The 21,067-nt window shown below is 47.9% G+C and carries 18 protein-coding genes; 4 read left to right on the top strand and 14 right to left on the bottom strand.

The features are described 5' to 3' along the window. Window positions 1-309: 309 nt before the first annotated feature. The 8 genes from fliI to ACRJJO_RS19630 form a co-directional block, all read right to left on the bottom strand. Entirely contained in the window at window positions 310-1,668 is a 1,359-nt protein-coding gene (gene fliI, locus ACRJJO_RS19665; protein ID WP_431067294.1) for a flagellar protein export ATPase FliI, read from the bottom strand. Continuing rightward, window positions 1,665-2,384: a flagellar assembly protein FliH gene (locus ACRJJO_RS19660; protein ID WP_431067293.1), complete on the bottom strand. Its 720-nt coding sequence runs from the start codon at window positions 2,382-2,384 to the stop codon at window positions 1,665-1,667. Before ACRJJO_RS19660 ends, fliI begins: the two co-directional genes overlap by 4 nt. Continuing rightward, window positions 2,371-3,381 (bottom strand): flagellar motor switch protein FliG, encoded by a 1,011-nt coding sequence (gene fliG / locus ACRJJO_RS19655; protein WP_431067292.1) that lies wholly within the window; start codon window positions 3,379-3,381, stop codon window positions 2,371-2,373. The genes ACRJJO_RS19660 and fliG overlap by 14 nt, the downstream gene beginning before the upstream one ends. Next, on the bottom strand, window positions 3,374-5,122 hold the full coding sequence (gene fliF / locus ACRJJO_RS19650) for a flagellar basal-body MS-ring/collar protein FliF (RefSeq protein WP_431067291.1): 1,749 nt from the start codon (window positions 5,120-5,122) through the stop codon (window positions 3,374-3,376). Before fliF ends, fliG begins: the two co-directional genes overlap by 8 nt. Before the next feature lie 17 nt (window positions 5,123-5,139). Continuing rightward, window positions 5,140-5,463: a flagellar hook-basal body complex protein FliE gene (gene fliE, locus ACRJJO_RS19645; protein WP_404360080.1), complete on the bottom strand. Its 324-nt coding sequence runs from the start codon at window positions 5,461-5,463 to the stop codon at window positions 5,140-5,142. A gap of 56 nt (window positions 5,464-5,519) precedes the next feature. After that, complete coding sequence (locus ACRJJO_RS19640; RefSeq protein WP_431067295.1) at window positions 5,520-6,884, bottom strand: sigma-54-dependent transcriptional regulator; 1,365 nt, start codon at window positions 6,882-6,884, stop codon at window positions 5,520-5,522. Continuing rightward, window positions 6,871-8,115 carry a sensor histidine kinase gene (locus tag ACRJJO_RS19635; RefSeq protein ID WP_431067290.1) on the bottom strand — a complete coding sequence of 415 codons (1,245 nt, stop codon included), beginning with the start codon at window positions 8,113-8,115 and terminating at the stop codon, window positions 6,871-6,873. The genes ACRJJO_RS19640 and ACRJJO_RS19635 overlap by 14 nt, the downstream gene beginning before the upstream one ends. A gap of 120 nt (window positions 8,116-8,235) precedes the next feature. Continuing rightward, entirely contained in the window at window positions 8,236-9,687 is a 1,452-nt protein-coding gene (locus ACRJJO_RS19630) for a sigma-54 dependent transcriptional regulator (protein WP_431067289.1), read from the bottom strand. A gap of 530 nt (window positions 9,688-10,217) precedes the next feature. Between ACRJJO_RS19630 and ACRJJO_RS19625 the strand changes: the two genes are divergently transcribed. From ACRJJO_RS19625 to ACRJJO_RS19615, 3 genes are all read left to right on the top strand, one after another. After that, entirely contained in the window at window positions 10,218-11,474 is a 1,257-nt protein-coding gene (locus ACRJJO_RS19625) for an HlyC/CorC family transporter (RefSeq protein ID WP_404360077.1), read from the top strand. 71 nt (window positions 11,475-11,545) lie between these two features. Further along, a complete protein-coding gene (locus ACRJJO_RS19620) occupies window positions 11,546-12,181 on the top strand; it encodes an FHA domain-containing protein (protein WP_404360076.1) in 636 nt (211 codons plus the stop codon). Then, on the top strand, window positions 12,178-12,555 hold the full coding sequence (locus ACRJJO_RS19615) for a PilZ domain-containing protein (RefSeq protein ID WP_431067288.1): 378 nt from the start codon (window positions 12,178-12,180) through the stop codon (window positions 12,553-12,555). The genes ACRJJO_RS19620 and ACRJJO_RS19615 overlap by 4 nt, the downstream gene beginning before the upstream one ends. A gap of 147 nt (window positions 12,556-12,702) precedes the next feature. On the opposite strand, the gene radA is transcribed toward ACRJJO_RS19615, so the two are convergent. The 6 genes from radA to rluC form a co-directional block, all read right to left on the bottom strand. Beyond that, on the bottom strand, window positions 12,703-14,085 hold the full coding sequence (radA, locus tag ACRJJO_RS19610; protein WP_014149538.1) for a DNA repair protein RadA: 1,383 nt from the start codon (window positions 14,083-14,085) through the stop codon (window positions 12,703-12,705). Between the two features lie 39 nt (window positions 14,086-14,124). Further along, window positions 14,125-14,796, bottom strand: coding sequence for a response regulator transcription factor (locus ACRJJO_RS19605; protein ID WP_125218403.1), 672 nt, complete (start codon window positions 14,794-14,796; stop codon window positions 14,125-14,127). A 198-nt stretch (window positions 14,797-14,994) separates the two neighbouring features. Beyond that, window positions 14,995-15,261: a PepSY domain-containing protein gene (locus tag ACRJJO_RS19600; RefSeq protein WP_431067287.1), complete on the bottom strand. Its 267-nt coding sequence runs from the start codon at window positions 15,259-15,261 to the stop codon at window positions 14,995-14,997. Window positions 15,262-15,369: 108 nt separating this feature from the next. Continuing rightward, window positions 15,370-16,353, bottom strand: coding sequence for a signal peptide peptidase SppA (sppA, locus tag ACRJJO_RS19595; protein ID WP_431067286.1), 984 nt, complete (start codon window positions 16,351-16,353; stop codon window positions 15,370-15,372). Between the two features lie 9 nt (window positions 16,354-16,362). Next, window positions 16,363-17,016 (bottom strand): HAD-IA family hydrolase, encoded by a 654-nt coding sequence (locus ACRJJO_RS19590; RefSeq protein WP_431067285.1) that lies wholly within the window; start codon window positions 17,014-17,016, stop codon window positions 16,363-16,365. A gap of 172 nt (window positions 17,017-17,188) precedes the next feature. Further along, window positions 17,189-18,148 carry a 23S rRNA pseudouridine(955/2504/2580) synthase RluC gene (gene rluC, locus ACRJJO_RS19585; protein WP_431067284.1) on the bottom strand — a complete coding sequence of 320 codons (960 nt, stop codon included), beginning with the start codon at window positions 18,146-18,148 and terminating at the stop codon, window positions 17,189-17,191. Between the two features lie 504 nt (window positions 18,149-18,652). Here rluC and ACRJJO_RS19580 point away from each other — a divergent pair. Next, window positions 18,653-20,842 (top strand): Rne/Rng family ribonuclease, encoded by a 2,190-nt coding sequence (locus ACRJJO_RS19580; protein ID WP_431067283.1) that lies wholly within the window; start codon window positions 18,653-18,655, stop codon window positions 20,840-20,842. The last annotated feature ends 225 nt before the right edge of the window (window positions 20,843-21,067 follow it).

Raw genomic sequence — 21,067 nt, 5'->3', positions numbered from 1 at the left:
AGCGGTTAGCGGTTAGCGGTTAGCGGTTAGCGGTTAGCGGTTAGCGGTTAGCGGTTAGCGGTTAGCGGTTAGCGGTTAGCGGTTAGCGGTTAGCGGTTAGCGGTTAGCGGTTAGCGGTTAGCGGTTAGCGGTTAGCGGTTAGCGGTTAGCGGTTAGCGGTTAGCGAAATGATGCGGCATTTTATACGCTTGTCAAGTCCTAATTTCCTCTTTCCTCTTTCCTCTTTCCTCTTTCCTCTTTCCTCTTTCCTCTTTCCTCTTTCCCCTTTCACCTTTCACCTTTCACCTTTCACCTTTCCCCTTTCCCCTTTCACCTTTCACCCTCATTCCCAAGCAAATCGGACAACTCCAAGATACTTCGACTTAAATCCACAGGCTCATTCATATCTTGTTGCAAAAAATTCCTAATCGCTGCTATTTTCTCAATCGCCAAATCGATATTCGGATTCGATCCCGGTTTGTAGGCGCCGACGCTGATGAGGTCTCTATTTTGCTGATACAGGGAATACAACCCTCTCAATTTGCGCACCATTCGTAAATGATCGTCATCGACGATATCCGGCAAAACCCTACTAACCGATGCCTCGATATCGATCGCGGGAAAATGCCCGGACTCCGCCAGCTCTCGAGTTAGCACGATGTGCCCATCCAATACGCCGCGAGCCGAGTCGGCTACAGGATCGTTGGGATCGTCCCCTTCGGTCAATACAGTATAAAAAGCCGTAATCGAACCGCCGCCTTCATCGCCGTTTCCGGCCCGCTCAACTAACCGAGGCAACTTAGCAAATACGGAAGGCGGGTAACCTTTAGTGGCAGGCGGTTCATCGATTGCGAGCGCGATTTCTCTGTGGGCTTGAGCATAACGAGTCAACGAATCCATCAGCAGCAAAACATCCAAACCCTGATCGCGGAAATACTCGGCAATACTGGTCGCCAGCAACGCTCCATTCGCCCGCATCAATGGCGGATAGTCTGCCGGCGTCGCGACAACGACAGAGCGACTAAGCCCTTCGGCACCCAGAATTTTTTGTACGAATTCGTTAACCTCACGCCCCCGTTCACCAATAAGCCCTACCACGACGACGTCGGCATTGGTAAATTTAGTCATCATCCCCAACAAAACGCTCTTGCCAACACCGGTTCCGGCAAATAAGCCCATCCTTTGCCCTCGCCCTACACACAACAAAGCATTGATCGCTCTGACACCGACATCGAGCACTTCGCGAATCGGCTTTCGGCTAAGCGGATTGACCGGAACACCGGTTAACGACACTTGCGCATCGGTCTTCAAAGGTCCCTTACCATCCAGAGCATTACCCGCCCCATCCAATACTCGACCCAGCAAGCTAAACCCGACTCTAGCCAAATATTCCTTGTTCATCGGAATGACGCGGCAGTCCGGCTCCAAACCATAAGGATCACCAGTCGGCATTAGAAATAAGCGATCGCCGGAAAAACCGACGACTTCGGCTTCAATAACCCTGCCCGTTTTGGTTTGCACTTGACAACGAGAACCGATGGGCGCCCTACAACCGACAGCCTCGAGTGTCAATCCGACCATTCTGGATAACTTGCCTTCCACGATCAGTTCCGGAGGCTGAACCAACCGCTTGGCGTAAGGTTTTAACTTACCAAGCCAAATCTCGTTTCGATCTAGCGTAGACCTCATGATGTTTCATCCCTAATCCGCTCATCACCAAGCACTTGAGCAATAACGGCCGCCAGACGTCTTTCGACCGAGGCATCCACATGAGACTGCTCCGCATCCACATGGCAACCGCCGCGACTGAGCAGAGGATCCTCTTTGATATCCCAAGGCGCCGGACGTTCGTTCAACAAAAACACCGATCGTACCAATTCTGCATCTTCAGGATGTAAAGTTAGTGTTATTTCCCGCGTTGCGATAGGTAATACATTGACGGCTTCTCTAACCGTGGCCACAATTTGCCCCGGATCCGATTTAATTTCTCGGCGAACCAGCTGTTTAGCTATCGCTATCGATAAATCCACCAGCTCTTTTTCAACTTCTTCATCCAGTGCATTTAAAGGTTCGCTGAGCGTCTCCAATATTTCGGCTAATTGCAAACCTTGTTCGCGCAGTCGATCCACGTTTTCGTCATACCCTTTTTTCAAACCTTCCTCGTAACCTTTCGACCGCCCTTCTTCGTAACCCTGCGTAAAACCCTCTTCTTTGCCTTTAGCGAAGGCTTCCTCATAGGCTTGCTGTTGCATCGCTTCAATATCTTGAACGGTCAGCAGTGGACTGCGCGATTTACCCCCTTCGCTAGATTTCGCGCGTTCGCGTCCCGACACATCGGGCATGTCCCAAAGGCGCAACGCATCCAGTTCGTCATCGGTGAAACCCGGCAGTTTAGACGAGCTCATCGCCGCTGCCGCTACCTAACATAATTTCTCCGGCATCGGCCAGCTTCTTCGCGATTCCGAGTATTTCTTTCTGCGCCGATTCGACCTCGCTGAGTCTCGCCGGCGGCGCCGCCTCTAAATCGTCTTTCAGCATTTCGGCAGCTCGACGCGACATATTCCCGAATATTTTGGCTTTCAAGCTGTCATCGACACCACGCAATGCCAGCAGCAAACGATCGGTCGATATTTCTCGCAATAGCGTCTGAATGCCTCTATCGTCAACCGTCGCGAGGTCCTCGAAGACAAACATTTTATCCATGATTTCCTGACCCAGCACGGCATTATTATCATTGATATCTTCCATGATCTGCTCGCTAACCGAGCCTTCCATGAAGTTCAGAATATTGGCCACGGTATCGACGCCGCCGACCGATGACGATTTCATGCCATCGCTGCCCGTCAATTGTTTTTCCATGATTTCATCCAATTCCTTTAATGCCGCAGGCTGTATACCTTCCATCGTCGCAATACGCATCAGAATATCCGAACGCATGTTTTCCGGTAATAAAGCTAAAACATCGGCAGCCTGGTCACTATCCAATAACGATAAAATGATCGCGACAATCTGAGGATGCTCCAAACGTATCAGGTCGGCAATCGACCGCGTATCCATCCATTTCAATTGCTCAATCCCTTTACTGTTGGCGCCGAGTAGAATTCTATCGATGATGCTTCCCGCCTTATCTGCGCCTAAGGCTCCCGTTAGCATGTTGCGAATAAATTCGTCCGAATTAATTCCCAAACCGGTTTCATCCTTGATTCGAGTAATGAATTCTTCAAGCACGGCATCCACCATTTCCGGTGAAATAGCGCCAAGCCCCGCCATCGTTGACCCAATTAGTTGCACCTCTTTAGGCCCCATGTGCTTCAGCACCGCCGATGCACGATCCTGTCCCACTGCTAAAAGTAGTAGCGCGGCCCGTTGCGGTTGAGTTAAATCGAGTTCCTTATCAGACATCTTGCTTGGCCCAATTCTTAAGGATTTGCGCAACTAATTGAGGGTCTTCGTCAACCAATTTTTGTACATATTCCAATCGTTTCTCGTAACTCTGAGGTGCTTCCAATAACAACAGATCTTCGGTCTCCGATGACATGCCAAGTTGCTGCCTTGCCGCTTCATCGGCAGGCACCGCATACGGCACCCCTTTTTCGTCGAATGCAACAGCGCCGCCCATGGCTTCGGCTTCCGCTTTTGCCAGCGCTAATGCCGCGGCTTTCCGTTCTTCTTCAGTACGGCCTATCAACCCCTGCATGGTCGGTTTTAAAACACCGAAAATCAAAAATAAAATAACCGCAGCAGCCGCCAACTGCTTTAAGGCGTCAATAATCCAAGCTTGCTCCCAAAGAGGCGCATCGGGCAATGCTTCGAATTCATCCGACACTTTGAATGCGACATTGGATACGGTTACTTGATCGCCGCGGCTACTATCAAAACCGACCGCTTGTCTGACCAAGTTGCTCAGGCGAACGATATCTTCTTGAGGATAAGGTTCGCTAGCGATACTCCCATCTTCGCGAACGACAGAACGGTTATCGACAACCACAGCCACCGACAACCGTTTGAGCACACCGCTGGCAAGACGGGTGTGAGTAATAGTTTTATCAAGCTCGTAATTCCGTGTGGCGCTCTTGCTAGAAGACCCTGACGATTCCGCCGGCGTTTCGGCACCTTCACCGGCTGCCACTTCAGGCGCTATGCCGGCGAGTGGCGGCTGGTTAGTCAACGCCCCCGGCACACCCTGAATGGCTCCCATGGAACTAAGATTCTCTTGAGTCTGCTCACTTCGTAGCGCCGGCAGGTCGGGGTTAAACATTTCTTGGGTTCTTTCGGTCACGGAAAAGTCGACATCGGCCGATATTTGCGTACGTAAACCGTTGGCGCCGACCAATGGAGTCAAAATATTTTCGATGCGCGCCATTAAATGTTCTTCGATATTTTTCTTGTATTCGAACTGCTTTGAAGTCAGTGAGATATCGGAATCGGTTCCTTTAGCATTGAGTAAACGCCCGGTTTGATCGACGACCGTCACTTGCCCTGCTTCCATTAAGGGAACGCTGGAAGCGACTAGATGAATAATCGATTCGATTTGCCCTTTATCCAAGGTTCTGCCGGGATATAGGTTGACCATGACTGAGGCGCTGGGTTTTTTCTGCTGCCTAACGAATACCGACTGTTTTGGCATCGCCAATATCACCCTTGCCGCCTTAACACTTTGAATAGTCATGATCGTTCGCGCAATTTCACCTTCCAATGCTCGCTGAAAACGCATTTGTTCAATATTCTTGCTGGTACCGAAGCCTTGCTCTTGATCGAGTAGCTCGTAACCTAAGCTGGTACTGCGCGGTAAGCCTTGGGCAGCCAGTCTCAGTTTTAATTCGCGAACATCGCCCCCCGGGACCATGATTGCTCCCGAACCGGACTCGACTTTGTACTTAACGCCCTCTTTATCTAAAGCCTCGATAATTTCCGCCGCATCTTTTTCGGCAATGCCGGCAAACAATAAATTGTAGGAGGGCTCTTGCGACCACAGCACGATCGCCACGGCCACGGCAACGCTGAAAGCAAATCCGAGCATCAAACCTATCTGACGAGCCATTGTCAGCCCAGTCAAACCTTTCAACAACGGATTACCGGTGTCCACTTCCTTTGCATGAGGAGTGGACGTTCCGACTAATTCATTTGCACCTTGCTCGCTCATCTTAATTCACTGCCTGTCTATATCGGCATATTCATGACATCTTTATAGGCATCGACCAGTTTATTTCTAACCTGAACCATGGCCTGAAAAGACACGCTGGCTTTTTGCATGGCTACCATCATTTCAGCCAAGCTGGCATCCGATTCTCCGGTTTCGAATGCTGTCGACATCGCACTCGCTGTTGCTTGCTGCGTATTCACCGAGTCGATCGATTGTTTCAACAACGAAGCGAAGTTAGCCTGATCGCTACTTTCCAACGCTTGCGGCTTTACACCCGCCCCGGCCTCGATAGACATCTGACGCATTTGTGCCAGCACCTGATTGACATTCATCTCACTCATGACCATTCTCAATTATTTCGACACGACTTCCAAAAGAACTAGCATTATTCGAGCCATCAGGCCGAACAAGGAATAGCAATGCCGGATTCTTTCATTCTGGCAATTTTATAGCGTAGTGTTCTAGGACTAATACCCAATTTTTCGGCCGTGGTTTTACGGCTACCGTTTTCGGTCAGTAACGTCTGCAAGATCATTTTTTCCTCAGCCGAACGCACTTGATCGCCTAAAGAAGACGTGTCTTCGGAGCTATCGACACAAGCGTTTTCAATGACGGTTTCAGACATGGCATGCAGATCTACATTCTCCTCGAAGATTAAATCTTCTACTACGATTCGCTTACCGCTTTTTAAAATCAACGCTCGCTGCATCACATTTTCCAATTCTCTTACATTACCCGGCCATAAATAAGCTTGCATTTTATCTATTGCCTCACGATCGAAAACGGCCTCACATGCCGCGTCGAAACCATGACGCCGCAACAACTCGATAGCCAACGGCACAATATCGCCGGGGCGCTCTCGTAATGCCGGTATCCTCAGTGGAAATACACTCAAACGATAATATAAATCTTCCCTAAATAAGCCCTGCTCGACAGATTGCTTCAATTTTCGATTGGTTGCCGCCAAAATTCTGACGTTCAATTCAATCTTTCTATGACTACCGATGCGTTCCACTTCTTTTTCCTGTAAGACGCGCAGTAATTTAGCTTGTAAACCCAAATCCATCTCGGCTATTTCATCCAGCAGCAATGTGCCATCCTGAGCCAGCTCGAATTTCCCCGGCATTGATTGCACCGCGCCGGTAAAAGCGCCTTTTTCGTAGCCGAACAACATCGCTTCCAACATATTGTCCGGAATTGCGGCACAATTGACCGCGACAAAAGGTCCGCCGCGATACGGCGATTGCTCGTGTATGGCGCGTGCAACAACTTCCTTACCGGTACCGCTTTCTCCCTGCAACAGCACCGTGACATGGGTTTGCGCAACCCGCTCTAACAAACGATAAAGTTGTTGCATCGCCGGATCCGGCCCTATCGTAAAATCCTCAGCCGGCGCATCGACAACGGCAAATGCGGCAACTTTATCGATTAAAGCCGAAGCCTCAAAAGGCTTAACCAAATAATCGACTGCTCCTTCCTGCATCGCCCTAACCGCTTTAGGCACAGTTCCATAAGCCGTCATCAACAATACCGGAAGCCCCGGATGCAAAGCGTGTATGTTGCGCAACAGCTCGAAGCCGTCCATCACCGGCATTTGCACGTCGCTAACAACCAACTTTACTCGGTTACGCTCGAGTTTTGCCAATGCTTCCGTTCCTTTATGCGCCGCCAATACCTGGTATCCTTCAAGTTCTAGCGTATCCGAAAGCGCCTCGCATAGATCGGGATCATCTTCGACAATCAATACATCATATTGCTTCATCATATAACTCCTCGAACTTAGCTTGCCTTCCTGAAAACCCACCGGGTAACGCCGGTTTCGTCTCCCAGGCAATCGGCATCTCCAATTCAAACACAGTCCCCAAACCCGGCACCGAGTCGCAACTCACCTTGCCGTGATGCGCTCTAACGACGCTGTCGACAACGGCAAGCCCTAAACCTGTGCCGCTGCTTTTTGTGGTATAAAAGGGTTCAAAGACCCTTTTATAAAGAGCTTTTTCAATACCCGGCCCGGTATCGTGAACGGTAAAGATAAGTTTTTGTCGCGAAGACCGAACCACCGTCAACGTAACAACACCTTGTCCGGCACAGGCATCAAGGGCATTGTTCAATAAATTCATAATCGCACCACGTAACGCCGGCTCGTTACCTGTCAATATCTCGAAACCTGCCTCATTGTTGATGCTAAATTCAACAGAGTTGCAGCCTGCCACGCGGTCCGCCATTGCGTCTTCAACATTGCCGAGCAAGTCATGCAGCGCGAAAGTCGCCATCGACAAACGCCCTTCCTTCGCGAAAATCAGCATATCGTTTACCTGTCTTTCTAAATAATGCAGGCGCTCGAGAATCTTGCTTGAAAATTGTTGCCGTTTGTTCTCGCCTAAACCAGGCCTTGACATTTGCGAAGCATACAAAATAACGGTTGATAAAGGCGTTCTGACTTGATGGGCCAAGCTCGCGATCATTTCCCCCATGGCCGATAAATTATTTTGCCGATCGACCAAATCTTGCAGGGCCCGCATTTCGCTTACGTCGGATAACAAGACCAGTTGTCCAGCGCCTTCAGTCAATGCGTTATAACTCAAGCCGACACGCTTACCGTTCGGCAATTGTCGCTCGTGGGGATTCTCGGAAACCGCTTTAAGACTGCGCCCGGCGACTTCAGACCACGGTCTTTGCAATAATGGCTCATCTAAATATTCGAGCGCTGTGGGATTATAATCGGCGACTTTGCCGGAAGGATCGATAATCAAAATACCGGCCGGTAAAGCGGCGAGTATTTGCCGTAAACGGGCCGCGATTTTTTCGTTTTCCAATAGCGTTTTAAGTCTCTCGCTACGTGCTGCAGCTAACTCGTCACTCAGCTTTGCGACTTGCCGTTCCAAATTTTGATAGGAAACCGTCAAATCTTGAGACAACTCGTTAAAAAGTCGAAAGGCATCGGCGAGTTGTTCGGTTTTGTTGTGGGATTGTGAAATCGTTGATGAAGACATAAACTGATTGCTCCGGATGGCTCAATCAGTTTAATGCAAAATATGGACCACTTTATTTCATATTTATATTCAATGGCTTATCATCAGACCCTCATTCCCTTCGTCAAAAAGCTGTCGACTTTATCGTTGCAGGTCGTATTTACGAAGCTTTTCGACTAGCGTCGTTCTCTGCATTTTCAAGTGCTTGGCGGCATGCGCAACCACGCCGTTGCATTCTTCCAGAGCCTGACGGATTAAATCGCTTTCCATGTCGCTTAAATATTCCTTCAAATCGATACCTTGCTTCGGTAATTGAAGGACTCCCGAGGTTTCTCCCACCGGGTCGTTACTCTTGCGAACCGCTTCCGGCTCGAATGTCTCTTCCGTAACGATTTTTATGTTCTCCGGTACCACATAATGCTGAAACTTTTCCGGCAAATCCTCTGCGTCAATTAAACCGTTCGGCTTAATTATCGCGAGTCTTTCGATCAAATTAGCCAGCTCCCTCACATTACCCGGCCATTGATGTTGCATTAATAGCGCTATCGCCGTATCGGTCAAACGCACGGAACCGCGATTTTCGGATGCCATTCTCGCTATCAAATCCTTTGCCAATAAAGGTATATCCTCGGCCCTATCTCTCAATGCCGGCATTTCGATCGGAAAAACGTTCAAACGGTAAAACAAATCCTCCCGAAATCGATTTTCTTTAATTTCGTCATCCAATTTTCGATGCGTCGCGGCAATGATACGAACGTTACAATGCATTGTTTTATTGCTACCGACCCGTTCGAATGTCCGCTCTTGCAGTACTCGCAATAGCTTGACTTGCATTGCCATCGGCATATCCCCGATCTCGTCGAGAAATAACGTACCGCCTTCGGCCAATTCAAAACGGCCTTGCCGGGTCGACAACGCACCTGTAAAAGCGCCTTTTTCATGCCCGAATAGCTCGCTCTCCAACAATTCGCCCGGAATTGCACCGCAATTAATCGGCACGAATGGCTGTTTGCTGCGTAGCGACCAGTCATGTACAGTCCTAGCGACAACTTCTTTACCGGTACCCGATTCGCCCAGAATTAATACTGTCGCATCGGACTCGGCAACTTGATCAATGAGTTTACACACATTAACAATCGCCTTGCTATTGCCTTTGAGACGTTGCTTCGACGATAAACGCCGGTCGTAAACCCGTCGATCAAGGGCATGGCGGGGTATTTGTCCGTTATAGATCGAAGCTAATATTTCATCTAATAATTTCTTCAATGCGGCATGAGTGGTCGGCCATTCCAAATGTTGAAACAGCATATCTTCGACTGCCGTAGGCAGCGCCCCGGCAACATCCTTATTTTTCAACAAAACCACCGGCGCTCGCTCGGTCTTCTCCAAAACGGATTTTATAACCGAAGCTTGCTTATCGATCGAATCGCCAATAAAAACGGCAATTAAATCTTCGCCGCAACGTTCGACACCCTCGGTAATAGCGACAGGAAGAGCCATTTCCACCCGATGCTCCATAAATTCAAATACCGCTTTGAATTGAAGCGCTCTGGTTTGATTGTCATCGATCAATAAAATACACGGCCAAGCCATAATTCTTTTTTACCTGAAATATCCGTCTATCTTTGCGCGAGTATCCCGCGCTCTAAAATTTGGACTAGAAAATACGTCGAATGAAGGTTTTTTTCGCATGATGCCAAAAAAATCATCTTCATGCGGTAAGAGATTAGCCTATTTTGATAAAAAATCTTTAACAATTCATGGCAAACGATATGAATTGCACCATCTAAAACCAAGCCATTGTAAAAAAATCCTATACATTTTTTGTTTATACCTTTCACACTTCATATTTCGGCAGTGTCTTAAAGAGGGATCGAGCACCCCGGTGCCGAATTTTGATCTTCGATGGTATAGTTAGCAATCATGCGTTTAAGCCCACCCAATGAACGCCTCGACAAACATAAGCCCACCATTACTAAATTACACGATTTTTCAGTTCGAACTAAGCTGTATCGTCAAGATTTCAAACCCATGGGCGCAAAAAACAAAAACATCGGTTTCAGACTTGACAAAATTTCCTTATTAGAGAAACTAAAGCAGTTTTTTAAAATTAGAGTACCCCCTTGAACGATATTCCCCTTAGTATACTTTTCGGCACACTGGCAATTCTTCTTTTACTCTCTGCGTTTTTTTCCGGATCGGAAACAGCCCTAATGACTCTCAACCGTTATCGGCTGAAACATTTGGTAAAAAAACGCCATCGCGGGGCAACTAAAGCTCACAAACTTCTCAAGCGTCCCGATCGCCTGATCGGACTAATATTATTGGGTAACAATTTCGTTAACGTCCTAGCTTCTTCTATTGTTACCGTCATTTCCATTCGCTTGGGCGGTGAATCGGCCATTGCCATCGGCGCCGGCGCGCTGACCTTGGCCATTTTAATCTTTTCCGAAGTGACGCCAAAGACTTTAGCCGCGATCAGACCTGAATCGTTGGCTTTTCTATCCGCGTGGATTTATGTACCGTTATTAAAAATATTTTATCCGATCGTTTGGGTCGTCAATCTTATCTGCAACCTATTACTTAGAATATTCGGCATTCATGTCTCAATAAACAGACAAGAAACCATTAATAAAGAAGAACTTAGAAGCATCGTGTCGGAGGCCGATAGCTTAATGCCCACCCGTTATCACAACATGATGCTGAGTATTTTGAACTTGGAGTCCGCTACGATCGAAGATGTTATGACGCCGCGCAATGAAATCATCGGCATCGACTTAGAAGACCCTATAGAAACGATTATCGAGGTCCTTCAAAATAGCAAACATACTCGTTTACCCGTCTATAAAAAAAGCATCAATAGAGTACTCGGCTTTTTGCATTTACGAACGGCGCTGTCGTTCACACAGCAGCCTGAATTCGACAAGCAACATATTACAAAAAACCTTATCAAGCCTTATTTCATTCCTGAAAACACGCCTTTACACACGCAAATGCAATATTTCAAGAACGAAAGGATCCGTATCGGACTGGTTGTAGATGAGTACGGCGATGTTTTAGGGCTAGTTACACTAGAAGATTTATTGCAAGAAATCGTGGGCGAATTGGTCAACGAGGACTTGGGTGTCTTCAAGCAATCCGACGGCAGTTACCTGGTCGATGCCAGCTTGACCGTACGGGAATTAAACCGCATCGCCAATTGGGAGCTCCCTACCGAAGGCCCTAAAACAATCAACGGATTGATTATCGAGTTCATGGAAACCATCCCGGAACCGGGAACCAGCTTAAAATTGCACGGCTATCCGGTGGAGATCATCAAACGTAACAAAAACTCAGTCACACAAGTCAAATTTCTTCCGTTCAAGACAGGTCATCATTAACACTATTTTTTGGGCAACAGAATTAATACGGTCTATACTTTATGTCTGATAGTTAAGTACTCGCGGATACCATGGCAAAATTCACCGTTTTTTTCAAAGATAAAGCGATCGATTCGGTATTGTTTGAATCGGGCGTTATGCATATCGGTCGCGACGAAAGCAATGATCTGACACTCAACAGCTTGGCGGTAGCTCCAGCACATGCTGCCGCGATCATTAAGCAAAACGGTTGCCTAATCAAACAACTCAACGATGATTTTCCATTGATCGTCAATGGCGAAAAGCTTAAAGAATCCCTTCTTAATAATAACGACCGCATTACCCTTGGAAAATATTCCCTGATATTCAATACCACAGAGTCGGTGGCTGAAATACCCAAGCACGAAAGTCCCGAGGTTAGCCAGCTGAATCAAGAAATCGGGCAAAACCTGAACCTGCCCGAAGCTAACCTTCAGGTCATGGACGGACAGCATATCGGAAGAATTCTCCCCATGAAAAAAGCCATGACTCGGTTAGGACGAAACGGCGGAGGAATTGCCGTTATCGCCCGACGAAAAGAAGGTTACTTCATTTCGTCGCTGGAAAACAATTCGAGCATGACGATCAATAATCAGCCCTTGGGCGATAAAACCGTAAAACTGAATAACAACGACCTGATTGTCATCGATAATACCACCCTACAGTTCTTTCAAAATCCAAATAAATGAAGACCACCTCACCCACCGACAAACGCCGTTATCATCGTATTTTTTACGACACCCCTGCACAATTGAGCTGCGACGAAATAAACCAGCCTTGCAGACTGGTCGACCTTTCATTGAAGGGTTGCCTGCTTCGATTCGATGGCCCGTGGAAAGGCGACTTGGATAAGATTTATATGCTCACATTCAGCCTTTCCGAGGACTACACCATTGCAATGGCGCTAAGCATATCGCATATCGTCGATGACACTGCCGGATTTAAATGCGAACACATCGACATCGATAGCATCACACACCTGAGACGCCTCGTTGAATTGAATCTTGGCGATAGTGAATTATTAGAACGAGACTTACTTGCGCTGACCGAGCTCGAGCCTTGAGTAGCCTCCAGGCTATCAGCACGCGGAACAAGTTACTCCCTTTATACTCGTCGTAGATCAAAATTCGGCGCCTGGGTGAACGGCAGTCCTCGATAGTCACATCCCATACCTTTTAGTCTTCGACGGTTTTTGGATCAAAAGGAAGTATTAGCATTCAACCTCACCTAATACATCCAATGCCTCGGCCAAATTAGCAACCGGGTAAATCCTTAAACCTTCAATGGCTTTTTTAGGAGCATTACTCTTTGGTATCACCGCCTTCTTAAAGCCGTGCTTAGCCGCATCGTTGATTCGCGCCAAACCGTTCGCAACCGGTCTAATTTCGCCATTCAAACCCAGCTCTCCAAAAAAAAACGTATCATGCGGAATGATTTTATCTTTCAAGCTGGATACGATCCCGACCACAATCGCCAAATCGGAACTGGTTTCGGTAACCTTGATGCCGCCGACCACATTCGCATAAATTTCATCATTGGCGGTAAATATACCGCCGTGTCTCGATAATATCGCCAGCAACATCGCCAACCGATTCTGATCGAAGCCTACTGCCAAGCGCCGGGGATTTCCGTATTGACACTCGGTGACCAATGCTTGAATTTCAACCAACAATGGCCGGGTGCCTTCCCACAGCACAGTTACAACACTACCCGAGGACGGTTTTTCGGCGCGGTTTAGAAACATCGCGGAAGGGTTTTTAACCTCTTTGAGACCGGTACTGTCCATCGCAAAAAAACCCAATTCGCCAACACTACCAAAACGATTCTTATCGGCTCTAAGCACCCTAAATCGAGCATCGTTAGTCGAAGACAACACCACTTGGGTATCGACAATATGACTGAGCGTCATCGGCCCCGCTAACGACTGATCCTTCGTGACATGCCCGACCAAAAACACCGAGACATTATGCCGCTTGGCATATTGAGTCAGGTAACTTGCCGACTCCCTAACTTGAGATACCGACCCCGGTGCCGAGTCGGTATCTTGGGTATACATGACCTGTATCGAATCGACCACTAAAACCTGCGGATTAATGTCGTCCAACACATCGCACACGTTCTGCACCGAAGTTTCCGCGAGCATGTTGATCCGCTCGCCTGACACATTCAATCGGTGGGCCCGCTCGGCGATTTGCTGCAAAGACTCTTCGCCTGAAACATAGAGCACATCAATCCCGCGTCGGGCCATATCGGCAATTGCCTGGAGCAATATGGTACTCTTTCCGGCTCCCGGCGCGCCGCCGATCAGCGTTACGCTGCCTCTGACAACACCGCCGCCCAAAACTCGATCAAACTCAGAAATCCCGGTCGACAGTCGCTCCGCCTGAGCCAAATCAACATCTGATAAGGCTTGCACGGACGACCTAATCCCGGAATAGCCATCCGTTCTCTTATTTCGCTCGGATTTGCCTGCACCAAGCCTCACTTCCTTAATTGAATTCCATGCTCCACAGGCAGTGCATTGACCGTTCCAACGAGGGTAATCGGCACCGCACTCCTCGCATACGAAGGCTGTTTTCGTTTTTTTACTCATATCGGATTAAAAATTACGCAAGAAACAGCCTGCTTAGCCCTACTCTTGTGGGATTCGATAACCGCGCCCGCGCAATGTTTCGATCGGCTTACTTGTCCCGTCGGGATCAAGCTTTTTTCTTAAACGACCAATAAAGACTTCGATCACATTACTATCCCGATCGAAATCCTCTTCATAAATATGTTCAGTCAATACCGACTTTGATATGACTTCGCCTTTACGAAACATCAGGTACTCAAGCACTTTGTATTCAAACGCGGTCAATTCGAGCCTCTCGCCGGATACCCTGACCTCTTGTGCGGCAGTATCCAACTCGATATTCGCGTGCTTTAAAACAGGATGGGCCTTGCCTCCGGAGCGCCTAATCAAGGCATTGAGACGAGCTAACAATTCTTCGTAATGAAAAGGTTTGACTAAATAATCATCGGCGCCGGCTTCAAGGCCTTCCACCTTTTCCTGCCAGCGGCTTCTTGCGGTCAAGATCAATATTGGGATAACCACCTCATCTTTACGCAAACGTTTAATCAATTCGATACCTGAAAAATCGGGAAGACCTATATCAACGATGGCCGCATCGATCGGGTACTCCTTACCCAAATAATAACCGTCACTGCCTTTATTAGCCGTATCAACGGCAAAGCCCTTATCGGTCAAAAATTTTTTGATTTGTTCGCACAGAATTAATTCGTCTTCAACGACTAAAATACGCATCGGTCACTTCCTTTTAGGATCGAGTATGAAAAAACTTCGACAACTGCAGGAAGGGGGTTCGGTGGCTCGATTGACAGGTGTCGGCGGCAGGGAAAGCCGCCGTCAAGCCTACATGGACGTATTCACGGCGCCCTGTCAAGCGAGTCACCGTACCGCAGCAAAGCCTACTACTTGTAGAAGTCATTTTGTGCATGTTCCTTACCTATCCCTACCTAATAATCGCCCTGTTTCTGCATCGATACGCTGATATTGTATTCTGCCGTCGGGTGTCAGGATTTTGATGACATGAACCTTTCGGTCTTCAATCGATTCGGTTTTAGCCCCCAGCACTTTGACTTTGCTGTCTTGACGAACTTGCTTGGTCGCTTCATCCAAACTTACCATCGCGACCATAAATTCGCCCCCGAATGAAACCGAGACAGGTAATAATGCGGTCATCAATACCACTTTGATTAAATTTGTCATTGCTAATCCAGCACCTTAAATTAATATTCGCATTTGCCTTAAAAGCGACCAAGGCAATGAAGTAGACCGAGCTTAAAGGGTTCATCTGAACCCTTACTGAATAAAAGGTTATTGAATCAGCATTTTTTCGCTAAAGACGCCTAGCGACTTACCGAACGACGCACCGATTCTACCCGCTAACTTATCGAGTAAGCGCTCGGGCGGCGTAAAATTAACCAACTTTTCAGCGCCGATAACTTGCTTGGCAACATAATTTACACTACCGAAATCGTCGGCCAGGCCCAATTCAACCCCTTCTTTCCCGGTCCAAACCATACCGGAAAATATCAAGTCAGTCTCCTTTAAACGTGTTCCTCGTCCTTCTTTTACCGCATCGATAAATTGCTGGTGCACTTGGCCGAGCAATTTCTGCATATGCTGAATTTCTTCTTCATCTACCGGTAAAAAAGGGTCGAGCATACCTTTATGTTCCCCGGACGTTAGTAGACGTCGTTCTACCCCCAGCTTATCGAGCGTATCGACAAAGCCGAAACCATTCATCAACACGCCGATCGAACCGATCAGGCTGGCTTGATTCACATAAATTTTATCGGCTGCCGAAGCGACGTAATAGCCGCCGGACGCACAGATATCTCCCACGACCGATATAATCGGCAAGTCGGGATATTCTTTCTTCAATTCCCTGATTTCATGAAAGATATAGTCCGATTGCACAGGGCTCCCACCCGGTGAATTGACATTCAGAATGATGCCGCGCGTACTATTGTCTTTCGCGGCTTGACGCAGCCCCTTGATAATGCGGCCCGCATTAGCATCCTTATCCTCGGCAATCATGCCGACCACATCGATCACCGCGGTATGCCCCTTAATGTCCAAACCCATCCCGATGTCGTCCTTCCACTTTGGAAACATAATTGCCGCAAAAATGGCAACCAAATACAAAAAAGTCAGCATTTTGAAAAAAATGCCCCAGCGCCGTGCTCTTCTTTGTTCCGTTATCGCCGCAAAAGCTAATTTTTCTATCGTTTCCCGCTCCCAACCGTCTTTCCGTTCCGATTTAGAAACGGCCTGGCTGTCATTATTGCTTTCCACTTGTTAACCTCAAATAAATTTCAGTAATTGTGATGTTTGTTCCAAATTAAATAGAGGGTCGTATTGCCGTAACAGTTCCGGACTATGCGCACCGCAAGCAACGGCCGCCGAAACAATTCCCGCATTACGAGCCATTTGCAAATCATGAATCGAATCGCCGACCATCAAGGCTCGTTCGGCCGGAATTTCGAGGCGATCGATGATTTCTTGCAACATGACAGGAGCCGGCTTGGACGCGGTTTCGTCGGCGCAACGAGTGATGTCGAACAAATGCTCGGTACCGGTTTGCATGAGAGCCTTCTGCAAGCCTTTCCGACCCTTTCCAGTAGCCACCGCCAATCGATAACCATTCGTTCTCAGGACATTTAGCATATCGAACACGCCCTTAAACAAATCGGCTCGGCTCAGCTGCTTGGCAAAAAACGCCCTGCCGTAATGCTCGATAAACGTATTCCTGGCGTCCTTATCGGCTTCCGGGAACAGCTGGCGAACAGCATTATCGATGCTCAATCCGATCACATCCTTTGCCGCTTGATCCTCAGGCACCTCAAAACGACATCGAACAGCGGCATCCTGCAAACAATGCACGATCCAATCGATCGTATTGACCAGTGTTCCATCCCAATCAAAAATAATCAAATCAAAGCGTTTAGGAACGAACATCAAACAACTTCTTCAAATGTTGGAAGGGAGGTTCGGTGGCTCGATTGACAGGTGTCGGCAGCAGGGACAGCTGCCGTCAAGCCTACAGGGATGTATTCACGGCGTCCTGTTAAGCGAGTCACCGAACCTCCACAAAGCTTACTGTTTCGAGAAGTTGTTTTATGCATATTCCTTAGTCATCATCATTATTGTTAATTAATGCTTCCATTAGCTTCGGCACGGGCGCGGTAATCTGTAATCGTTGACCGGTAACGGGGTGGACGAATTCCAATCGGTAAGCGTGCAAAAACATTCGCTTAAAACCCATTTTTTTGAACGCCTTATTAACCTCGAAGTCTCCATAACGCTCGTCGCCGATGATCGGATGACCTAGCCATGCGGCATGAACACGAATCTGATGTGTTCGTCCGGTCTTAGGTGACGCTTCGACCAAAGTCGCATTCGGCAATAGCTTGATGCGTCGGAAAAAAGTTTCGGCTTCTTTTCCCGATCGACTCACTTCGACCATACGCTCGCCGCCTTTGTTAACATTTTTTTGCAACGGTGCTGTAACCACCAACTTTTTTCGCGCCCAACGACCCGCTAATACGGCCAAATAGGTTTTTTGAATATCGTCGCCGCGAAACAGTTCATGCAGTTTTCGCAAAGCACTCCTTTTCTTCGCAATCAATAAACAACCGGAAGTATCCCTATCCAAGCGGTGCACTAACTCTAGAAACGGCGCAGCAGGTCTTAATTGCCTAAGCCCTTCGATGACCGCAGAATCCAGTCCGCTACCGCCATGCACGGCAAAACCGGACGGCTTATTGAGCACCAACAGCACATCGTCTTCATACAAAATGTCATGCTCTAGACTGTGTCTTAATGATTGAGGCACAAATGCGTCATTTTCGGTCTCGGCAACGCGTATCGGTGGAATTCTGACGACATCGCCCTCCTTTAAGCGATATTTTACATCCACACGGCCCTTATTGACGCGCACCTCGCCCTTTCGAACAATCCGATAAATCCGACTTTTAGGCACGCCTTTCAGCTTGGCAATCAAAAAGTTATCAAGCCGTTGATCGCAGTTTTCTTCAAAAACTTCAATAAATTGAACGCCTGAATGCGTTTCTTGCTGTACTGGTTTCATCGAATAATGATACCAGTATATTTTATGACATGATTCTTTAAATTGATGAGTGCCGTTAACATTGATATATTAGGCCAGTTTATACAACTAAAATAAACGCTCCGTCCGCCTTATGCGATTAGGAGCCCTAAAAAATTATTCGCTGAACAGTTACTAAACGACTGTTCAGTCATTGGAATTTTGGGTTTTATCGTTCGACCCGTGATGAGCGAAATATAATAATTCCTGTTTAGGAAGGATTTTACAAGAAGACAGGCTTGCGCACATCTATTCGCATCGAATAAATCATGCTGAATAAACAATGCATATTCTTTTGCTTTTCATAACTTAAACGAATGAACGAAAGCAAGCGAGACCGCCAATCATAGGACGGCACAAATATCCGTCCCGACCCTAAAGGCCGCGGCATCGTAACAGCCCATACGAAGGTCTAACGCCGATGTGCAACCTGAATGTCTTAAAAAAATTCTAAACATGGAGCAGGAATAATCAAGGATACCTTAAATGAAAAGAATGCTTATCAATGCCACGCAACCTGAAGAACTGCGTGTCGCTTTGGTAGATGGTCAAAAACTTTATGATTTTGACATTGAAGTCCCTTCAAAAGAACAAAAAAAGTCAAACATTTACAAAGGCATTATTACCCGTATCGAACCTAGCCTAGAAGCCGCTTTCGTGAATTACGGCTCCGAAAAACACGGCTTTTTACCGTTTAAAGAAATCGCTCCGAACTTCCGGCAACGCGCGGAAGGAGACACCTCCGAAGGCGGACGAGCATCGATCAAAGATCAAATCAAGGAAGGCCAAGAAATCGTCGTTCAAATCGAAAAAGAAGAACGCGGAAACAAAGGCGCGGCATTAACCACCTACATCAGCCTCGCCGGAACCTATTTGGTATTGATGCCGAACAACCCGAAAGCCGGCGGTATTTCCAGGCGCATTGAAGGCGATACGCGAAATGAATTGCGTGAAGTCATGACGGCGCTGGAGATTCCCGACACCATGGGCCTGATCGTCCGTACCGCCGGATGCGGCAAGAGCGCCGAAGAGCTGCAATGGGACTTGAATTATCTATTACAACTCTGGGAAGCGATCGAGCGTTCGGCTAGCGAGCACTCCGCACCTTTTTTGATATTCCAAGAAAGCAACGTCATCATCAGGGCCTTACGCGACCATCTACGCGGTAACATTGATGAAATCCTGATCGACAAGGAAGAAGCATTTCACCTGGTGCAAAAGTTTTTGAAACAGGTCATGCCGCACTTTTTGTCCAAAGCGAAACTCTATCAGGATTCGGTACCGTTGTTTAGTCGCTATCAAATCGAATCGCAAATCGAAATCGCCTACGGACGCGAAGTATCGCTGCCATCCGGCGGCTCGATCGTGATCGATCATACCGAAGCATTGACCTCGATCGATATTAACTCGGCACGCGCGACCAAAGGCAGCGACATCGAAGAAACCGCTTTGAATACCAACCTTGAGGCCGCCGATGAAATAGCTCGTCAGTTACGGCTTCGCGATTTGGGCGGTTTGTTCGTTATCGACTTCATCGATATGATGGCTAATAAAAATCAACGCGCAGTCGAAAACCGCTTACGCGATGCGTTAAAAATCGATCGCGCTCGCATACAAACCAGCCGGATTTCGCGATTCGGTTTGCTGGAAATGTCTAGACAACGACTTCGACCTTCGCTAGGTGAATCTACGCAACTGATCTGCCCTCGCTGTAAAGGCCAAGGGACGATTCGTAATGTCGAATCGGTCGCGTTGGCAGTGTTGCGGGTACTGGAAGAAGAAGCGATGAAACCCGGCACCGAAAAAGTCATCGCGCACTTGCCGATCGAAAGCGCGACTTTCCTGCTCAATGAAAAGCGGCCAGCTATCGAATTGATCGAGTCTCGATTAAAAGTCGGCATCGTGATTTTGCCGAGCAAACACCTGGAAACGCCGGCTTACACGATCGACCGGATCAAAGCCAAGGATGCGATCGAGGAAAAACCTAGCTATCTACAAATTAAGGAAGAAGATATTCCGCTTCCTGAATTCGCGCAACAGATCAAACCTAAAGCCGAACAAGCGGCTATTAAGGAATTTCTACCCGATGCACCTGCGCCGGTACAAAACCGCAACACCTCGGCCAGCCTGATTAAGCGCTTTTGGCAAAAATTGGTCGGCGGTAAAGAAGAAACGCCAGCCATGCCCCAGCCAGCCAAAAAACAGGAACGAAAAGAAGGCGAAGAAAGAACGCCGGGCAAAAAACGCGATAACAAACGTGGACCGGGGAGTCGAAACAACCGACCTAAAAGACCCGTCAATAAGCGTGAAACAAAACCTGACGAACAGAAAGAGACCATTACCGAAGAAGTCGCTCAACAACCGGTTGAGCCGGACAAAACTACGAATGAAGCTGTCGAACAACCGGTAAAAAAATCGCCATCCAGAAATGGGAGAAGAGGCCCGAATCGACGCCGCCCTCGGAACCCGAATTACAGAAAACCGGAATCCTCACAACAGAGCGAAACCAGCGGACCGAATGTTCCGACTCAAGCCGATGAAGGCCCGAAATCGGCAGAAGTGGTTAAAACACAAGACGAGAAGCCTCGCCGTGAACAGGACGCTACCGCCGCTAAACCGGACAACACTACCGACAGCAAACCCGCTGTTAAATCCGAAAGCGAATCGGACGCCTAAACTTTAATCCCTTTTAAACTCACGGTTGCCGGGCTAAAAAACCTTGGCAACCGTGATTGCTATACCGCAGCTTAAATTTCGTAATTATTCACCTCCCTATCGTTCTAACGCTCGTCTTTATGCATAAATTGTAGGGTACGCTGCGCGTACCAAAGCCGTGCCCTGGCGGCTCGGTTGGCACATGAATATCGCGGGGTTACCATGGTACGCACAGCGTACCCTACG

It is taken from the genome of Methylotuvimicrobium sp. (assembly GCF_050611805.1).
GTDB lineage: Bacteria > Pseudomonadota > Gammaproteobacteria > Methylococcales > Methylomonadaceae > Methylotuvimicrobium.
The sequence above is the reverse complement of the archived record's forward strand: the minus strand, read 5'-3'. Positions and strand labels throughout refer to the sequence as shown.